Origin of the sequence: Haemophilus sp. Marseille-P9675 (assembly GCF_916862695.1) — a bacterium.
Classification (GTDB): domain Bacteria; phylum Pseudomonadota; class Gammaproteobacteria; order Enterobacterales; family Pasteurellaceae; genus Haemophilus; species Haemophilus haemolyticus_K.
The window spans coordinates 88,592-106,469 of record NZ_CAKASP010000004.1 but is presented as its reverse complement, the minus strand read 5'-3'; the positions used below and the strand labels follow the sequence as shown (position 1 = coordinate 106,469).

Annotated in this window: 17 protein-coding genes; all 17 read right to left on the bottom strand. The window is 39.5% G+C overall.

Translation table 11 applies throughout. The features are described 5' to 3' along the window. The coding region (locus tag LIX50_RS07490; RefSeq protein WP_264177126.1) for an ESPR-type extended signal peptide-containing protein at positions 1-1,999 on the bottom strand (1,999 nt) is incomplete at its 3' end. 513 nt (positions 2,000-2,512) lie between these two features. Beyond that, positions 2,513-3,193, bottom strand: coding sequence for a hypothetical protein (locus tag LIX50_RS07485; protein ID WP_048953032.1), 681 nt, complete (start codon positions 3,191-3,193; stop codon positions 2,513-2,515). Next, the gene (locus LIX50_RS07480; RefSeq protein ID WP_048953031.1) at positions 3,193-3,519 is read right to left on the bottom strand and encodes a hypothetical protein; all 327 of its coding nucleotides are present in this window, start codon (positions 3,517-3,519) and stop codon (positions 3,193-3,195) included. Before LIX50_RS07480 ends, LIX50_RS07485 begins: the two co-directional genes overlap by 1 nt. A 157-nt stretch (positions 3,520-3,676) precedes the next feature. Beyond that, on the bottom strand, positions 3,677-4,021 hold the full coding sequence (locus LIX50_RS07475; RefSeq protein ID WP_048953030.1) for a hypothetical protein: 345 nt from the start codon (positions 4,019-4,021) through the stop codon (positions 3,677-3,679). A 52-nt stretch (positions 4,022-4,073) separates the two neighbouring features. After that, a complete protein-coding gene (locus LIX50_RS07470) occupies positions 4,074-4,367 on the bottom strand; it encodes a hypothetical protein (RefSeq protein ID WP_048953029.1) in 294 nt (97 codons plus the stop codon). Positions 4,368-4,425: 58 nt separating this feature from the next. After that, complete coding sequence (locus LIX50_RS07465) at positions 4,426-5,331, bottom strand: hypothetical protein (protein WP_048953028.1); 906 nt, start codon at positions 5,329-5,331, stop codon at positions 4,426-4,428. 3 nt (positions 5,332-5,334) lie between these two features. After that, positions 5,335-5,709: a hypothetical protein gene (locus LIX50_RS07460; protein ID WP_048953027.1), complete on the bottom strand. Its 375-nt coding sequence runs from the start codon at positions 5,707-5,709 to the stop codon at positions 5,335-5,337. Further along, positions 5,706-9,371 carry a host specificity protein J gene (locus LIX50_RS07455; RefSeq protein ID WP_053087828.1) on the bottom strand — a complete coding sequence of 1,222 codons (3,666 nt, stop codon included), beginning with the start codon at positions 9,369-9,371 and terminating at the stop codon, positions 5,706-5,708. The genes LIX50_RS07460 and LIX50_RS07455 overlap by 4 nt, the downstream gene beginning before the upstream one ends. 10 nt (positions 9,372-9,381) lie before the next feature. Then, positions 9,382-9,966 carry a tail assembly protein gene (locus tag LIX50_RS07450; protein ID WP_048953042.1) on the bottom strand — a complete coding sequence of 195 codons (585 nt, stop codon included), beginning with the start codon at positions 9,964-9,966 and terminating at the stop codon, positions 9,382-9,384. Beyond that, positions 9,909-10,643 carry a C40 family peptidase gene (locus tag LIX50_RS07445; protein WP_048953026.1) on the bottom strand — a complete coding sequence of 245 codons (735 nt, stop codon included), beginning with the start codon at positions 10,641-10,643 and terminating at the stop codon, positions 9,909-9,911. Before LIX50_RS07445 ends, LIX50_RS07450 begins: the two co-directional genes overlap by 58 nt. A 2-nt stretch (positions 10,644-10,645) precedes the next feature. Beyond that, positions 10,646-11,359: a phage minor tail protein L gene (locus LIX50_RS07440; RefSeq protein WP_048953025.1), complete on the bottom strand. Its 714-nt coding sequence runs from the start codon at positions 11,357-11,359 to the stop codon at positions 10,646-10,648. A gap of 241 nt (positions 11,360-11,600) precedes the next feature. Continuing rightward, a complete protein-coding gene (locus LIX50_RS07435; protein WP_048953024.1) occupies positions 11,601-12,491 on the bottom strand; it encodes a phage antirepressor N-terminal domain-containing protein in 891 nt (296 codons plus the stop codon). A gap of 335 nt (positions 12,492-12,826) precedes the next feature. Beyond that, positions 12,827-13,285 (bottom strand): ProQ/FINO family protein, encoded by a 459-nt coding sequence (locus tag LIX50_RS07430; protein ID WP_048953023.1) that lies wholly within the window; start codon positions 13,283-13,285, stop codon positions 12,827-12,829. 100 nt (positions 13,286-13,385) lie between these two features. After that, positions 13,386-13,688: a hypothetical protein gene (locus tag LIX50_RS07425; RefSeq protein WP_048953022.1), complete on the bottom strand. Its 303-nt coding sequence runs from the start codon at positions 13,686-13,688 to the stop codon at positions 13,386-13,388. Between the two features lie 227 nt (positions 13,689-13,915). Further along, positions 13,916-14,074 (bottom strand): hypothetical protein, encoded by a 159-nt coding sequence (locus tag LIX50_RS07420; RefSeq protein ID WP_005651234.1) that lies wholly within the window; start codon positions 14,072-14,074, stop codon positions 13,916-13,918. Positions 14,075-14,165: 91 nt separating this feature from the next. Next, positions 14,166-14,498 (bottom strand): phage tail protein, encoded by a 333-nt coding sequence (locus LIX50_RS07415; protein ID WP_048953021.1) that lies wholly within the window; start codon positions 14,496-14,498, stop codon positions 14,166-14,168. A gap of 8 nt (positions 14,499-14,506) precedes the next feature. Then, positions 14,507-17,851 (bottom strand): tape measure protein, encoded by a 3,345-nt coding sequence (locus tag LIX50_RS07410; protein ID WP_048953020.1) that lies wholly within the window; start codon positions 17,849-17,851, stop codon positions 14,507-14,509. Between the last annotated feature and the right edge of the window lie 27 nt (positions 17,852-17,878).

Genomic DNA, 17,878 nt, shown 5'->3' with positions numbered 1-17,878 from the left:
TGATTTGTTTTTTACCAGCATCGGTAATATTGCTTAAATTCTTATCCGCTGCATTATCAATTTTATCTTTAGTGGCATCATCCAATTTAACGGTTACATCTTTACCACTTGCGGTTGTGGTTAAGCCGTTTTCACCTTTGATATTAAACTTCATCCCACCTGCATTGGTTAATGCCTGAGTATCTGTACTACCTGAATCACTTCCTAAAGAGATGTTATTGTCGCCGATTTTACTATCAACTGAATCTACTTTAGCTTTTGTCGCATCATCCAATTTTAATGTAACGGTATCACCTGACGCAGATGCAGTTAATCCGTTGTCACCTTTGACCTTAAACTCAATGCCTCCCGATTTATTTAAATCTTGTTGATCGGTTGAAGTTGAATCATTTGTCGCGGATAGTTTGATTTTGTTATTTTCAATTTTATTCGCAATTGAATCTACAGCTGCTTTCGTGGCATCATCTAATTTAACTGTTACATCCGTACCGCTGGCTGTTGTAGTCAAGCCATTTGTACCTTTCACATTAAACTGTAAACCACCAGTTTTATCTAACTGCTGAGCATCAGTGTTCCCGGAATCACCACCGAGTTTAATATTATTATTTGCGACTTTATCTAACTGTGATTTATTAACCGCATCAGTTGAATTTGTTCCCGCTGCTAAATTTGTGATTGGTTTATTGCTCATATCAATGCCGCTAGCATTGGTTACAATGCCGCCAACAGTGGTGCTATTTAAACCTTTCAAATCTTTAGCTAATTTAACCCACAATTTGCCGTCTTCATTGTTTACACCAATGTTCTCATTAGTTAAAGCAGCTTTATCTGCACCACCACGAATATCTAAACGATTGTTAGCTATGCTTTGTTTGATGACCTTAGTATCATCCACATTTGGTTGGACTGCATTATCACCCGCATAATTTAAGAACGCGCCTGTCGTTAAATTACTCAAAACACCATAAAGTTGTGAACCATTAATTGCATCAGTAGATACATTGCTCACCTCACCTGCCGCAACGTTTTTTATTTGACGCTCAAAGCCAGCAGAACCTACAGAAACAATATCTCCTTCTGCAGTATCTGCACCACCAGCCCATGAATAAGTAATCCCATTCACCACTGTTTGAGTTTGTTTAGTTCCTACTTTATCTGTAATTGAACCGCCACCTAATGCTACTGAGTTATCTCGATTTGCTGTAGCGCCAGAACCGATAGCAACAGCATTTACTTTACTTGCTGTAGCTAATGTCCCCATACTTACACCAAGCTCAGCTGCAGTTGCTTTCATACCTACAGCGACAGCAGCATCCGAAGCTTGTGTTGGCGTCCAACGAGGAGACAAAATATTTTTCCCTGTTAAATCAGTAAAAGCATCCTTTATAGTCGCTTTTTTAGACTGATCATTTTTAGGATTAGTATATGTAATTTCTTTTGTTACAGCCTCATCTACATCATCCCCACCAATTGCTATAGAAGAATCACCATAAGCATAGGCATTACCACCAATAGCAACAGATTGAGTCCCTCTAGCCCAAGCACCATCAGGTTTATTTTCAGAGCTACCATTTCCACCACCAATCGCTACTGACTGAGAAACTTTTTTACCTTTCTCACCCACTCGACTATTGGTACCGATAGATATATTAAAACCACTGTTAGTTAGATCAGAACCATATAATGAACCATTATTTTCTGTTCGTCCTGCACCTCTACCTATAACAATCTCATCACCACCTAATGCATTCGCTTTAGAGCCGATAGCAATAGAGTTACCTGAGGCTTTTGTACTACCTGAGTTGACATTAGAACCTGAAGTAGACTCAATATTCACCGCAGCTTCAACCCCATTTAAACTGAATAAAAGTGCGGTTGCTCCCAAGAAAGTCTTAATAGTATTACTTGAACTTGCTTTCTTATGTGCTTTAGTTAATTCAGAAACGGCAACCCAAGATTGTGTTGAGTGATTCCAGACTACACGGAAAATTTGATTCATAGATGTCTTCCCTATTAAAGATTAAAAGGTCATAAAAACTGAGGGCGATCTATTTATCATAAACCGTCCCACACCTGAAAAATACGCGCGCATAGTAACAGCGAAAAAATATAAGTCAAGTAATTTAACCTAATGTTTACATATGTAAACATTTTCACACTATATCACTAATATAGTGTGAAAAATAATTACTTATAAAAACAAAAAAGCTCGTCAAATTTGACGAGCTTTTTTTAACTTACATAAAACTGTATAAATACAAATTACGCGCGTTTGAAGTCAATGTGAACCAATTTCAAAACACAAAAATTTTATAAATAAAATCATACTATTAAAAATCTATAACGCCTGTAATTTCCGAAACTGTACACGTTTTTCCGAAATTAAAAAAGTTACAGGGCTATAATAATGCTATTTTTAAATTAAAATTTGAGAAACAAAACGCCCTTTAAACTATCATTAAAGGGCGTTTAAATTAGATATAAGAAACAGCGGAATTACCCGCCGTTTGTCTTAAACCCTCTCAGGCCAAGGATCGGATGTTGTCCACATCATAGCGGGCGGTCTTAGATTTTTTGGGCCAATGTCAGGTATTGCATCATTGCCTTTTACTTTAGGGTCGGCGTGGTATGGGGTAAATCTCATAAAATTAGCATCGCCTACCCCTCCCACATAAATACCTGCAACTGCTCTGTTGGTGTCATCATCAAACAAGCTAAATCCACAAGAGTCATCTGATCTAAATCCAAGAGGAATCCCACTTGTACCAATAACTTCAACTCGACCTGCTTGTCTAGGTTTAAAATCTTTTTCGTTTTTACCCAAATAACCAAACAGCCCCCAAGATAACCCGCCCATGTGGCAGGTCACAAAGTTTCCTTGACGACGAAGTTTAATATAAGCACCGGGTTTTAGGTTTTTGGTTGCAACAGTAACTAAACCTGTATCACCATCGATAACCACCCATTTCTTATTTCGTTTTTGCCATTTCCAAGCTCCGACTCCACCGCCATCTGATGACTCATAGATAGTCCCGTTAGGCTCATTGCCTTTTATTTTGGGCTCCTCTCCTGTTATTTTGTCACCTGTTGTATCGGGCTTATCAGGGCGACCTCTACCAAGCACAACGGTTATGGCTTTAATATCTCGCCCGATTTGTTCAATCACCTCGGGCAGTTGTTGTAAAAGGCTCATTAGCTATTTTTCCCTTTTTGATAAGCCGCTTTTAGGTCCATTCCATTTAGTGCATTAATTTGCTCAATCACGCCATCTAAACTCTGTTTAAACTCCGTGAGTTTAGTTGTTAATGCCTCAGGGGTACTGCTCCCGCTTGCTTTAAGTTTGCGTAGTTCTTCTGCGAGCTCACGGAATGTATCTAAATCTGCTGATACCTCACCGCCTAACAGGTCATTTTTAAGCTGGGTTATCTTTGTCTCAATTTGAGCCAAAATATTTTTGTCTTGCTCGCCTAAGTAAGTTGCAAATTCGGTTAATAATTGCTGGATTGTTTGTGTTGTCATAGTCGTCCTATTTTGTAGTTGAGTATTAGATCATTGATATTAGGGATTACAGGCATGTATTGTTGGTTGGTTAATTTAACCCTGAATACCTTCTTGCCTATTAGTTTCACCTTTATTTTGGGTTTATCTCTAACTTTGATCGTTATTGTTTTATCCACTAACCCACCTCTCTGGTCACATCTGCTAATAGAGCAAAATCTCCCCCAGCTAACGTGCGTACTAGTTGATTGCCGTCAATGCTTTGCAAATCCCATTTAGCATTTTCCCAAGTGGCATTTTCGGTTTTGTCGTGGCTTATACTGACCTTAATCAGGTTATTCTCGACAGTAATATCACCAGTTTTAGTGGAGAGTTTGATGATTGGCTCACCTTTCTTAGTTGGCTTAATATGCAAATCAAACCGATAACCACTAAAATCGACCGCACTTTCATCTTCGTGCGTGACTTCAAACGCCCACCCTTCATCGTCTCCACGGATCATTTCCAAGTCGATTGTTTCCATTTCCCCTCCAATAAAAAACCGCCCGTAGGCGGTATCTCTAATAATTAGATGATTAGATAACAATCTGTCCTTGCTCTTTTAAGTAAGCATAGATGCGTCCTAGATCGATTTCCTCCGTTGTTTTGCCAATGTCATCTTGAGTTAATGGCTGTCCAAAAATGCTTTTTGCTGCGGTTGGATCAATCCATTTATATTCCGAGATGATCGGAGTAAAGTCTGTCACTGCACCATCATTGTCTGTGCCAGTACCAAGTACATATTTAGCATTAATTGAGCCGTCCTCTTGTCTTGAGTATGCAGCAATCACTGAATACATTGGGTTTAAGATTTTGTTAAATGTTGTCATAGTTTTGTCCTTATTTAGATAAAAATAAAACCCAATCGATTGACTGGGTTACGGTTGCTTAAAATTCGGCTATAAGCAGGAGTGGGTTAATTATGCTCAGGTTTGAGTAATATTCGCTAGATTGCGACGGGAAAGAATGTTTTCTACCAGGGATGGGCGCAAATTCAGTTGTGGCTAAAATTTTAACAGTTCCATCTTCTTTTACGACAGGAATAACCTCTCCGGCTTCAAACGTGGCTCGCTGATTCCACGATCGGCATAAATCATAATATCCAAGAGGTGAAACTAGGACAAACTCATTATCCCCTAATTTTGTTGAACTGCCCTTTTCTATATTAGACTTAACATGATTAAGATCACCATAATTAATTTTAGATGAACTTAAAGCTGTATTATGGATACGCAAACGCTTTGCATAACCTTTACTGCTATTACAATACTTACAATTTCCGCTCTCATCATAAACTGCAATACCATATTCTGGCACATTTTTTATTCGTTTTAGAGGGACTACTATTTTTAATCTTATTCGAGCGCTTTTTAAGCTTTGATTATTAAAATATCTCCCATCTAACCAGTGGTAAGTATAAGGATTATAAATTTTAACTCCCTCAAAGTTTTCATAGCTAGAAGCAATGGTAGAGACTATTCTAATTTGAAATTTACCATTATATTTTCTAATAAATGGTCGGTAATAATAAAAAAAGCCATCTATATTAAATTTATCGTAGTGCTCCCCACTAGTTTGTTTCTGACCATCAAAATATTTAATAAAACTTCGATTAGCGAAAACAAGAATCTCATCTTCCGAATAGTCATTCGCATTAAGAATATCGCCATTTGGAATGTCCCACCATCCTTGTGTTAATTGACCACTTACGTCAATGTCATGAACGCAAACAAGTAGCTTTTCATCTGTCATTGAAAAGTTTTTCCCAAAAAGTTGAATCCCAAACTTATCCATAAATCACCCCATTACAAGAACGGTTATATTATTGCCGTATGGTTTATTTCGGCAGTGTACCCACTCCCAGTGCAGTACTTTACCTTCAATGCGGAATTTTGGTAGCAAGCTATCGTTACCAAATGTATAACCGCCTGATACAGTATAGACCGCAGTTAAAATATTATCTTCATAAGACTTACTGCCATTTTGTCCGTAAGGAATTGTGAATTTATCTACTAGTAAAACAGTTTTACTCGCAAGATCGAACGTTTGACCGTTTTCATATACTTCAATCCCATACATTCTGTCACCGCCTTTTGATTTTTTCTTTTTTCGATAAAAGAAAGCCACGGCAATAACCGTGGCGATAATTAAAACAAGAATTAAATAGATCATCTTAGTTTTCCTATTTTTAGTCTCGGTCTCCCACTAGTGTCATAAACAATGATGTTTTCATTGTTCATCACAAGCCCTACATTGCCTTGATTAGCCCTCATCTCGACTTGCCCCTGGTTACTCACCTTGAACCGATTGTTAATATTAATCGATCCGCCTGTAATATCACCAAGATCTGCACTAATTGCTGATAGACTAGTTACGTTTAATTTATCGGCAGTAAGCGACCGTGTGGCAACGTGGTTTGCACCAATACTGTTAGCCGCAACGTGTTTAGCCATCACCGCCCCAGTTGCAATCTCATTAGTGGTAACACTATTAGCCGCTAATAGCTCGGTAGTGATTGTTCTGGTTATGATAGAGCCACCATGTATTGAGGTTACACCTGCATTTTGCCAAGGACTTGGTTGAGTTGTGTATTCTGTACACTCTTCAAGCATTGGACGGGCAACTCGAAGATGTTTATTTGTCTCATTGCTATTTGAAATAATCCAGAATATTGGTATTACTTTAACTGCATTATCTGGGACTTTAAACTTAACAGATGCCCTCTTTGTATAGCCCGTTAAACCGCCATTAAAAGAGTAACCGTTGATAACACCTGTATCAAAATCCTTATAGCCCCCATCTTTGTAGAGACATCTAGCCGTTAGTTTTGAGCTAGCTCTATGTACACCAATGTAGGCAGATAACATATACCAACCGCCACTATTAACAGCCACAGATTCCATTGCAACAGTCGCCTGTGCCGATAAATCGCCATCAATACTGAATATCAACTGGTTTTCGTTTTGCAGGTATGATGTCAAACCCCAAGCATCATTAGCCTGTTTTGAGCTTGCTCTAAAATTTTTACCATTTGAACTCATCCATGAAAAGCAACCATGTGGCAATCCATTATCCTGCACGTTTGCGAAAATTGGGTTATAGAGCAAATTCCCACCTAACCCAATTGCTAACTTATCCGCTGTAACTTCGCCTGCCGCTAAATGATTGGCTCTTACTGCTCCAGCTTGCAACGCTCCAGCTCCAATTGTGTTTACACCAATCTGATTAGCTTGCAACGTGCCAACTAATTGAGTTGTATTGATTCGTATGCCGTTTACATCAACCCCATTTTCGATGTATTTACTTCCGTTCCAAGTGTATAGTTTTCCGTCGGCCGTATTATAGACTTGCTTGTAGCCTATAAATTTATTGACGTTTAACCCTGTTACGGTTTTAGTCATTTCAAGGTTTCTAGCTGGCAACGCAGTATCAATTACCTCATTTACAATGTTCTGAGATAGCTTTTTATTCAGCACCTCTAATTCGGCATCAATATCTACCGCACTTTCGCCTTTAATCCCTGATTGCTGATTAAATGGGCCAACATTCACACCACGAGCATGTCGCAACCAGTAATATCTAACCTGTTTTGCGCCAACTTCGTGCGTGTACATTCTTGCTGTGACTTTCGTCAAACGTTTGGCTATTTTAATGTCATCTGTTTCACTGGTAAAAATTTCTGTTGCCGTCGCATCATCAACCCAATCCCACTCAAGCGTGATATTACCCAGACCACCAGTTGTTCTTACGCCTGTTGGTGCTGGCGGTTTATTGATGGTAAAAGTCTGAGTTTTTTCACTCAATAACTGTCCATTCTCATTTTTAACTTGGATAAGGACGCTATAATCTCCGTTTTCGAGACCGTCTATATTAAGATTGTGAGATTGTTGCCCTAATCGCACGTCATATAGCACACCGCCTTTATAAATGCGGATGTCGTATTTTACGATGCCATTACCGCCAGTCACGCTACTGTCAACTGATACGCTACCATCTGCATTTACTGCCACACCAATGTTACTAATTTGCGGTGTAGTAAGTACGGTCGTTCCTACTGGCTCAAACTTGGCGCCATTATCAACAATAGCCTCTTTTTGTGGCTCGTGTTGTAACGCCATAATGGTGTACTTGCCTTTATCCTCCTCTTTTACAGATAACGCCTTAAATAATTGGCTTGTTACTTGTTGAGTAGTCAAAGACCATACGCCGTATAGCTCCAAACCTAATGGCGGTTGATCGAGTGTTACCTCTGCACCATTGACTGAGATAATCTTAATATTTTGATGTTTAGCATTGGCATTGATATAGCTAAGATAACTATTACCGCTAAGGGTGATTTCACGGTCTAATGTAACGGTCGTGCCATTAATAGCTAAAACTCGACCACCAATATTAGTACCTGCATAGTGCGTATCAGCGACTTTGATAATGTCGCCAGGGATATGCATTAACCCTTCTGCGCCAACAGTAAAGGTAACGGTTTTGGTTTCTAGTTTTTCTGTTTGCAACAACCATAAGGCAGTGCGGTGCGCTTGCCCTCTTGATGTACAGCCAAAAGCCGTGATTTTCTTAACGTTTAATCCGTGCTTACGAATTTCTTCGTCATCAGAAACATATTCAATCGCTTTCTCGTAGCTATTCTCTTTATCCGCGTATTCTACTTGGATTGCATTATGGCGGGATTTTCGAGCCGAAAATGTATAACTAAATCCGCTCTCATCCACATTGGCATTTGTATAAGTCCAAACTGGATCTACAGGTCTATCCATTACCACGGTTAGCTGCTGACCATTCCAAACTGGCATTGCACGGAAAATTGAGCAAATATCATTAATAACTTGATAAGCGGATCGTTGCTCTGTCAGCCAAACATTACAAGTAAATCTTGGCTCTTGCCCACCAAATCCATCTGGCACTAATTGGTCACAATATTGAGCGACTTGATATAACGCCCATTTATCCGCACCAAACTCACCAAGTCTTCCGCCCAAGCCATAGCGTTTATTTGTCACCACATCATAGAGCACCCAAGCGGGATTATCCGTCCAATCAACCTTAAATGTACCATCCCACATACCGGTATATTGACGAGTACGAGTATCATAATTGCTTGGTACTTTTACTTTTAAGCCAAGTAGGTCATAGGTACGAGTAGGGATATTGCTAAAATATTCAGAGTCAAATTTAACCCCCATTAAAGCTGTGTTTGGGTAAGTAAACTCCGTATCAATAATCTCTGTATAGCTAGACCAAATGGTATTATTTTGCAGTCTCTGTGTTGTGCTATCGTCTGTAGTCCGTTCCACCTTGACAATAAATGGTACGCTAGGCAGATTATCAAAAGTATGATGTTGCAAATACTGAGAGCTATATTTGCCGCTAATTGACACAGGGTAAGTTCTTGAGCCAATAGTAATGATAAAGTTTACGGATGTTCCGTTAGTGTCACCATTATCTTCTTGTTTAAAAAGCGATTGGACACCAATGGTCAAGCGTAATCGAGATACTTTGCTATCGGTCACGGTTCTTGTAAGCGGTAGATTTTTCTTAACTAGAGTGCCTACACCCACCTCTTTTTCTGAGGTGTTAAACCCAGCCATTAAATCCTGTACTTGGCCACCTACACGCCCCTCTACCTGCACATTTTTAAAATTATAAGAGCCGTCTTTGTTTTGTACTGGTGTTTTGTCAAAATAGATGGATTTCATTCCATCGGCTAAACCGTAAACTTCGCCCTCTGAAATTACTTCAACAATTTTGACAAGTTGCTTACTTCTTCCGCTCTCTTTTGCCTCGACTGGAGTATGACCACCGCCGCCACGACCTTTACCCATTGAAAACTCCTTAAATTTCAGTATCCATCGTTTCTACACCCTGAGATATGATGAGAGAGCCTACTCTCATTCTCCCATACGCCAATGGCATAGGTTTTCCCTGCGCTGTCATATTCGACAGATTTGAAAATGCCGTAGATTGTTTCTTTTCTTTTTCAGTGCCCATTTTCATCTCAGGCATTTTTGTGAGCATCTGAGCAACGCCACCCAATAATAGAGATGCCCCAACAGAGCCAACTATCCAAGCCGCATTGGTACTAATAATGCCAGCAAGCGGACCTAAAGCGATTGCACCCGCAATAATTGCGACACCCGCAATCACACCAAATAATCCGCCACGTTTTGAGCCTTTTAAAACAGGTGTAAAATGGACTGTTGCATCATCTTTTAGTTTGTGACTCAGCCCTTGCTCGAGATAGCGATTATCAAAGTAGTCTCGCCCTACTCGCACGGTAAACAATCCTTGCTGGATGAATTGGCGCAATTTAGGGATTTGGCTCGTTAAGGCTTGGACTATCTCTGCCGTAGTCTGGCAATCTAGCCTAAATTCAGATCCAAACTGTTTAAGGCTACCGTAAAATCTAACGTTGACCATGCGTTATATCTCCAAATACTATGAGTGTGTTTAAGCCAATATCCATCATATAAATCACGCTTGGATAATCGTTTTGGTGCATGATGAAGAACCATTTGATTACCGACATAAATTGCTGCGTGATTGGGTACATCAGCCCCGATGTTGATTAAAATAACATCGCCTATTTGTGGCTCTTTTACCTGCTCAAAACCGTGTTTTGCCATGTTATCTAGGTAGAGATTAAAGCCATCTTCCCACCAGTAATCGTCTCGTTCAAAATCAGGCAAGTTACAACCAGATAAGCGGTAAAAATCTCTAAATAATGTGTAGCAATCCATTTCACCGTGTTTAAAATCACGGCCAATTAAAAATGGGATTTTCGGAAAAATATGGATTTGCTCATCACAAACTAACCAAAAATCTAACTGGCTATAGAGTTGTGTTTGTAAATCTGCTGGTGATAGTTTTGGCTCGCCTTGTGGGTGTGAGTGGACTAAGGCTAAAACCTCGCCTTTATCACTTGCTGCAATGTAATCTTCTGGCGAGATTTCAAAGTGGCTCTCTTTATCTTCTGATACGTTTTCGCAAGGTATAAAGACTTTTTCACCACCCACTAAAACAATAAAACCGCAACTTTCTTGCGGTTCTTTTGATTTTGAGTATTTAATTATCTCGTTATGTAATTTGCCGTCCATTGTTACCCCAACTTATCAACGCTAACAAATCCACCATAGTTATGCGTATTGTTTCTCAACTTGCATCCAGTCAATAATCCACTGCACTTATCCTTTTTAGGATCTGCTGTCGGTTGGTCTTTTTCATCTGCAATCGCTCTGCCTGTATAGCCACACTCAACGCTACGATATAGCCAACTACAAGTAGATGTAATCATTCTTGCACCAATTAATGCGTTGTCGGTTTCAGATGGCAAAGCCAGTGTAAATTGAGCAATATCTCGATTTAATGAGGATAATTGCTCAATCACAAAGTAACTTAACGCCTCTTGCGTTGGATCTGCTTTTTTATTGCCGTTTGTAAAATTAACCGCATCAAGATAGTGCATATAGACTAATCTGCGTCTGACAATCCCACCCAAACATTGATCAAAGCGGTTACAAAGTGCGGTAATAAATCCGTTAATATTTCCCAGAGTGAGAGTTGGTCGATTACTTGGGCCATTACCTGACATTTCAAAACCATCTGCTTTTACGGCAAATGGCTCAAATGTTTTGCTTTGCCATACGATAGATTGTGATTTCTCATTGGTGCCAGCATAAAAGCGATATAACTCGCCATTCATGCCGTCATTATCTTTCAATCCTCGCAAATCCACTTCAAACAGCTCAATGAGCGCATTTTGTTCGAGTTTGGCGAGGTCGAGTTTGAATTGGTTGCTGATGAGTTGTGGCATTTTTACCTCAATAAAAAACCGCCCATAAGAGCGGTTGTTTGTTAATATTGTTGTGTCTGTTCGGTGTGACAGATTTTGCCGTCACAGTCTTGATTAAGATTTAGGGCGTGCGCCATATACACCACAAATGCACACACAAGCGTAATGATTAATTTGTTCATTTTCTGTTCCTTTTGTCGGATTTTAGGTGTGAGAATCCGCCGCAGGCTTAAAAAAAGTGCGGTCGGATTTTGTGGTGTTTTTAGAAATCGATTTTGACAGCTTTCTGGTCAAACTGGCGCAAGTGTTTTAATGCTCGCCAATTTGTCATTGGGTCAATCTCAAACTCTTGTGTAATGCGATTTAAGATTTTGTTTGTTGAGCGTAACACGCTTAAATATTCGTAAGCCTGTCCATAGATTTGCCCGCTCATGTTCGAGCCTAAAACGTTAAAGGCTTTTTCAATATGTTGGAAAGTGCCGACGCCACGTTTGAAAGCGAACCATAACCAAATAAGCTGTTGGAGTTCGTACTCGGTAAATTCAAAAGAGAATTTCTTTTCACTGCTAGGTAGTTCAGGATCAGTGATTAATTCCCCTTCTAAAATTATTTTGTGAACATACTCTACTGCTTCAGGGAGTTGTTCAAGGGTTAAATCTTCGATTGATTCCACATTAAAGCGTTGATGGACTAAATGATAAGCATCAGAATAAATTAAGCCTTTCTTACTCACCAACATATTTACGGCATTGCGTAAGCCTGTGCGATCATCTACCGTAGTTTTACGCTCTGCTTTACCATTAAACCAATAATCATGTAACGCTTGATAACACTCTTTTTTGTATTTGATTAATGTGTCACGGATTTCTGGGTTACAACGATTAATATCAATACCAAATAGCCAGCCGTTTAGGTATTGAATAGGAAGACATAGCATTTCACGATTTTTCCCATCTTCTGCAACCGTGGTTATGATAACCACAGTTGAACATAATACTTCATCTCTCACTATTCTTTGGCGTTGCGCGCGCCAGTCAATGCCGATATTTTCACAAATAGGCTTCATAGCAACATAGTGATTGCCATTTTGTTCAACGGTAATTAATGACTGATTGTTGAATGAAATTGTTTGGGTTGAAATTTGATTAGACATAGAATGTCTCCTTTGGATTTTTTTTACGAAATTAAGATTTACCCTAAATAGGGTGCCAAGAGGTTCGTAAACCGTCCAAAGTCGGCTGGAGTTATTCCCCGAAGGTCTTTTATTCCTCGCCCTCTCGGCATAGATAAGATGTGGTTATGCGTAATGAATGTTTAATGGCAATAAACAAACAAGGTTACTAAATTTCACGCATAAAAAAACCGCTATGCTTTCGGGAGCGGACTAACCGCTTTGGATTTAAGGCTACGACACCTTGAGCAGATAACTATCTGCTTGATAAAAATCATAATGAAAAAGCCCCTTGGGTGTCAAGGAGCTTTTTGTAATTATTCACTTTTAATTTTGGGCGTTCGTCTATGGATTACAACTACTTTACTTTTTTCAGGATTTTTCTGCTCAAGCAATTCAACTTTCTTATATTCAATCTTCGTTTCTCTTGCGAGTGCAATAGCAAAACGATATTCAGCATTGGCTTTGGAATTATGTTCGTTAATTTGATTTAATCTTTCTCTCGCTAGTTGCTTTTCTTCCGCAGTAATTAACCTCACTTTTGAACCATTAACATCTCTGATCCATTTTCTACGAACAAAACGTTTTAAATAGCTAGGTGAATCTAAATAATATCGCATAGCACTTCGAACCACTTTTGATAATTCATCATCACCAAGTACGGCAAGCATATCATCGATAATTGTAGGAACTAATGGTTTAGTATCGAAAAAGACATTTGGGAACCGTTCTTTTAACTTAGCTAAATTTGCTTTGATATTATCTTTTCGACCCATATCTTACCCCATAAAAAAACAGCTTCTATTGGGAAGCTTTTTAGTTAAGGTTTCTGACGCCTATTGAGAGAATGTTACTACGCTGATTTCCTGATATCAATTAGAATCCTAATAGAGGCTGATTTAATGCTACCATCTCTGTCTCAGAAAATGAAAATTCAATCCGGTAATAAGTAAAAAAGTTTGTCAATTGATAATCTCCACTATAGGTAAAATGAACTTCATTAGACTTTTCAAACCCATCATAACAAATGACATTTGAATAATTCCTACTCAATTCTTCTATAGTTATCAAAAATTGTTGGCTTTGTACATCAAACCATTTTCTCAATGAAAATTGAGGATAATTCTTGCATAAAAGCTCCAATGCCGATTTCTTAACAATTACAACGCAATTTTTCATCATTTACCCCTTATAAAATTTTGTGCTTGCCTCTATGTGGGGATAAAATATGAAAGTTCAATCTACAATTGATACAATAATTCTGTTTATTTATTTTTAGTAAAAACTATTTGAATGCCATAATTACATCAGGCAGCTTCCACCAAATCACCGCTATAAATAAGCAAATAATCACTGTATAAGCGAATCGGCGTGCAATAGGTTCTTTTGAAATTACTTCTAGCATTTCATAGAATAAAGCTAATTCCGAAGCACGCTGCGCCAATGGCAAAACCAACCGCTGCAATAATTGCTGCACTTGCTAGCATTTTCCCTGCAATGCCTGCATCTTTTTCACTCATTTTTCCACCTACCTTAACTTGATGTTTTGGTGTATACTTAATCAAAATTGCTCCTTAGTTGGTTAAACTTGGAATAAGGGGTAAATAAAAACCCCGAACATTGCGAGTGTTCGGGGTTTGTTTTTTTATCTAAAAACTACACCACTTCTTCAAAGGTGCAGCTGATTTCCGTGTGTCTTTTAGTGACGGTTTTTGACCATTTCGGGCAAACGACTTTGATTAAATCGCCATTTTCGTATTCACGAAAGAAAAATGCCGTGACGCCACCATGCGATGTTAAAAAGCGGTCAAATTCGACCGCACTTTTGTGATTGAGCTTGTATGTCAGGTTAAATTTGCGAAGCAGCGGATTTAGTCCGTCCACCATCCGCTGTTGATAACCATCGCCAAAATTAATCACTTTTCGTCTAGGTTCTTCCTCTACAGTGTATTTAGGCTGAGGACACCAAGATAATGTTTTTAATGCCATGTTTACTCCTAAGATAACAATCCACCAGGGCGCATATTCTTCTGCAACATTGTTCCCGCTTCTGCTTGCGCAATTTGTCGTACTAATTCCACGGTGATTTCAAGCTGTCCATTTCTTGATTGTTGGCTTACCGTTGCATCCATCGGTTCACCGTTATTAATCACCTTAACCGCTATATCCCCTGATGATTTAGGTTGATAAGCCATAGTTGGCAATCTTGGTACGCCGACTCCACCACCATTAGCAAAACCACGACGCACAGAACCGTAATTAAGATGATCTAAAAAGCCACGGCCCAAACGAGCAGTGGCTTCTTTTGTTATGACGTATTCGCCCTTATGTACAATACCAGCTGGCGTATATTTTCCACCATCACCAGTGTAACCACCAGTGGCAAAACTCATCGTTACTGATTGAATATTTGAAACGATACTGGCAGTTTGACTTGCTACCCGTGCATATTCAACTAAATTTGCTGGATAAGGTAATTTTGCTGCTTCCGACAAAGCTAACTGGATATTGATAATACTTTCCGCAATAGCGAAAGCTTTACTTGCAGCAAACATAGCTTTATAAGCAGATGACTGTTGGCCTGCAGCATTAGCCATTACACCAGCCATCGTGTCAAAAGCTGAACTCATCATCTGCGTCGATTGCGCATAATAATCTGATTCCTTCTTCTGCCGCTCCAAATCATACTTATCTTGAATTTCTTTTTTGCGACGCTGATATTCTTCCTCCGACAATAATTTCTGCTCATTGCCGCTTTGCATTGCCTCCAGCAAGGCTAAATCGCGAGTGCGTTGATTCTCGATCTCCTGATTCGGATCGAACTGAGCACGAAATTGTGCCAATGGATCGACCGCACTTTGTGACATCTGTTGCGCATAGTCAAACTGTACTCGATTCGAGGCTTTCGCCGCTTCACTTTGGTTGATCTGCCCTTTCTCGTATAATTCCTGAATAGATTTTAGTTCATCATCACGATTAGCTTTCAACAACTTTTCTGGCGCATATTTGCCAGCAAGCTCTAAACGTTGGCGAGCAAAGCGTTCTGCAATAGCCGTTTTTGCGGTTTCATATTCTTGATACGATACCACACCTTTTTTATTGTGTTCTTCCAACCGCTGGAACATTCGCGCTTGCTCTAATTCAATTTCGCCTAAACTAGAACTGTTTTTCTTGCGAATTTCATCGTAGAAATTAAGCCAGCTGTCGCGTGCATTTTCACCTGATTTGGCAGATTTTCTTTGTGTTCTGTTTTGTCTATCGTCCCACTGCTTTGAATATTTTTCATCCAAAGCATTGTAAGCCTCCATATAACCATCATTTTTGACGGTAATCCCTGCACTATCCAAATCTCGACGAGTATTTAATGCAACCCAATCTTTTTTGGATTTAGCATTATTAATTTCATTCTGCAATTTTGTGCGGTCTATAAAAGCTTGGGTTTTATCATCAATATTTAAGGCTTGCGGAGATTTTCCAGATAATGCGTCACGATAGGCTTGATTAAAAATCAATAACCCATCTGCGCCCTCTCTTGCTGCATCGCCTACATTTAACAACTTACTCATCATTCCCGCTAATGGTGGCTGAACATTAGCGGCATTATTCGCCACAATGAGCATTGATGAATTAAATGTTTGTACGTTTTTATCGGTGCGCAATAACTCAAACCCAAGATTGCTTAAAACCGCATTAGTTTCATTTTCAGTTGTTGTTGCCAACTGTGATGAAATAGTTTCACTCACCCCCATTGCGTCATTGAGTAGGCGTTGTTTTTCTTCCAAATCTGCGGTAACTTTGGCTTGTTCTCGCATTGCAGAAGCAATTTTCTCACCGTAATTTACTAATGAGAAACCTTCGTTGTTTTCACTTTGCGCTTGATAGGTTTTTATGGCTGCCGTTAAATTGTCATAACGTTTTTTTAGTTCTTCAATTTGTTGTTTTCGGGCGATAATGTTTTCTTCAAGTTTGGCTTGCTCTGCACGAAGCTGCACACCGTTCATTTTCTCTAAAGATTTCGACACTTGCTCAAGATTATCTGAGTAAGCTAGTGCCGTTTCTTTGGCTCTTTCTGCTTCTTGTCGCCACTCTAATAAATAGCCAGCCCCCAAAGAAAGCCCAACCGCCAACGCACCAATAGGACCACCAACTAATCCTAATGCACCACCTAATAAGCGCCCTGCTGCACTGGTATTGCGTTTTGCAATGGCAAGGTTTTTATTCGCGGCTGCTTCCGCATTAATCGCAATGGTTAATTTTTTTGCCTGTGCTTCTGCCAATGTTTTAGCCGCAAGCAATTCCGCTTCTGTTCGTGCGTGTGTGATTTTAAGTTGGATTACGCTCATTTCCGCTTGAGCTTCTGCGCGTAATGCTGCTGTTCGTTTTACTTCAGCTTGCGCTACTTCTGATGCAACAAGCGCTTGTTTACGACTTTCGGCAATAAATCCGTTAAGCTTTGTTGCACCGACCGCCGCGCCGAATGTCCCCATTACGGTTGCCGCTACTGTTAAATGATGACTGAATCCATTAATGATTTCGGCTGCAGTTCGGCTGACACCTATCGCATTGTCTGTTTCACCCACCCATTTAACTGTTGCCGTACTTAAATTTTCTAACGCAGCAGAAATTGTTAAAATACGTGAGCCAAATTGACTATCTACGCTACTTTTTGCTCGCTCTAATGCTGGAATAAGTACATCTGTAGTCAATTTCCCTTCTTCCGCCATATTGCGAAGTTCGCCAGTTGTAACGCCTAAACCGTCTGCTATCGCCTTTGCCAATCCTGGTGTTTGCTCCATAACGGAATTAAATTCATCACCACGAAAAACGCCACTACCGAGAGCCTGTCCAAATTGCATTAGTGCCGCTTGTGCAGATTCTGCGCTTGCACCAGACATTGCAACAGCTTTTGATACAGTTTCTGTCAAACTTGCGACCTGTGCTTGGCTAATTTTTAAGGCTTCTGCATTTTGAGCAAAGCGTTGATATACACCAGATGTCGCTTGGATACTTTGGTTTGTTTTAAGTGAAATATCAAAAACAGATTCTAACCCGCGCGCACTGTTAATTGATGCGCTTTCAACTAAACGAAGTTTATTTTGAATTTCAGTGTAGCCATCAGCATAATTTTTTAGTTGAGCAATTCTTCCACCAGCAAAACCAGCCCAAAAAGTACCTCGAGTGAAATTATTTAAATTTTGTGCTGCTTTCTCAATATTATTGAGATATTGAGATGAGCGAACTGAAAATTGTTTCGCTCTATTTTGCGCTTTTCCTAAATTTTGCTGAAAGCGCGCCTGATCTAACGTTAACTGAATATTTAATTGACCTAATAAACCAGACATACTTTATCCTTTAAAATAAAAAGGCCC